Below are 1,658 nucleotides of genomic sequence, written 5' to 3'. Positions count from 1 at the left end.
AATTAGGGACATCCATGATAAGTATTGTCAAGGGGAAAACGGAGGTTTCCCGTTTCGCCCAGGAGTACGTCAGCGCCTGCCTTGCCTCTCCCCCGATCTCGATTGTTCCTCGGCGGGAGCGGAAGCAGGAGGGCCGTTCTGAGAATGGGCCAAAGTGAAGCTCGTCGGAGGAACGGCCCTCCTGCTGGAGCGGGTCACAAGTTTGAGCCAATTCCTGGCGATTGTCTAACACTCTGCCGCAACTCGATCTTTTTCATCTTTTCCAAAGGGTCAGCGTGATCACGCGACCAGACATCCATTTGCTGCATTCGAGGTCGGATACGGTTTACGGTACCCCGTATCTTCATTGACCCCGGCAGAAGATTGAGTTTGGGTCAACCCAACGGCCTCGAAACACTTCCATCGCTGTATCGCACAGTTCGCTTGCGGCTTACAGAGTCTCTAATTCGGCGAGGACCGGCGGGAAGATCATGTTTTTGGTAGAGCGTATGTGTCTGTTTTTTGCTTTCTAAGCTGCTTTTTGCTCCTCGCGGATAACGAAGTCGGTTTCGCTTTTATCAACCGCCATCATGTAGGCCACCAGTCGTCTGGCCACGGCGAGCGTAGCTCTGTTCCGGTTCCCCTTGCTCAATTCCCGCTGGTGGACCGCAGCAAGTTGCGGGTTCCAGCGAGGGGCCAATTTTGCCGCCTCAACCAAGATGGTCTGGAGATGTTTGTTGCGTTTTTTGGAGATCGGTCCTCGCTGTTCCTTGCCGGCTGATTCCCGTTGTGCACTGCACAGGCCACAGTAACTGATGGCCTGACGGATCGAGCCAAATCGGGTAACAGGACCGATTTCCAGAACCCAGGTCAACGCGGTGACCTCGCCGATACCGGGGATAGTCATCAATCGACCCACCCTCTCCCGGATCAGGGGGTTTGTTCGTAAGGTCTGGATCAGCCGCTTCTGGAACGTCTGGAACATTTCATACCCGGTACGACTCAACATCAGCAGATCCTTGACCGTAGGCGGGATTTCGTCAAGTCGCCCCAGCAGGTCATGGAAATATTTCTTGCCGCGCAGGCGCTTCTTATTGTAGCCGGCCCCAACCTCCATGAGCAGGCCAGACATCTTGTTGTGCATCTTGACCGCTGTCCGCATCAGGTGGTTGCGATACCGCAGGATCCGCCGCAGCTCCCTGATCTCCTGGGGGAGCATCGTGCATTCCGGTAATAGGTCAACCCGCAGAAGATCGGCGATCCTTTCCGCATCGGCACGGTCGTTCTTCTTCTTGGCCGCGGTGATGGCCTTGAGCATCTCGGGATGGGCTACTTTCAAAGCCAAGGCATGGGGCGTAAGAAAATCATAGACCCAGCCAGTAAAAATGGTGGCTTCCATGGCCCCAATCCAAGGTCCAGGGATACGCTGTACCCATGCATTCAGCGATAACCTGTCTGCAGGGATCATCCCTTGATCGATCAGACGTCCATCGATGCTTTTGATACAGTAGGCAATCATTTTCTTGTGAATATCCAGACCGATAAAGTAACATACGTTCATAGAAACCTCCCTGTGGTATATTTTGGGCGAGCTGGTTCTCGACCCAACTGTTGCTAAAACATTATACTCACATGGAGGTTTCTTTTCTTTGCCGGACTTATGCATTCAAACACTTCCC

The 1,658-nt window shown here is 53.5% G+C and carries 1 protein-coding gene; it reads right to left on the bottom strand.

Features of this window, described 5'->3' with window-relative positions:
• Nucleotides 1–508: 508 nt before the first annotated feature.
• Nucleotides 509–1,540 carry an IS110 family RNA-guided transposase gene (locus JWG43_RS17455; RefSeq protein WP_205244225.1) on the bottom strand — a complete coding sequence of 344 codons (1,032 nt, stop codon included), beginning with the start codon at nt 1,538–1,540 and terminating at the stop codon, nt 509–511.
• Between the last annotated feature and the right edge of the window lie 118 nt (nt 1,541–1,658).

This window comes from Desulfobulbus alkaliphilus, from assembly GCF_016918545.1.
In the GTDB taxonomy this organism is placed as follows: domain Bacteria; phylum Desulfobacterota; class Desulfobulbia; order Desulfobulbales; family Desulfobulbaceae; genus Desulfobulbus; species Desulfobulbus alkaliphilus.
This window is presented reverse-complemented; position numbering and strand designations above follow the sequence as displayed.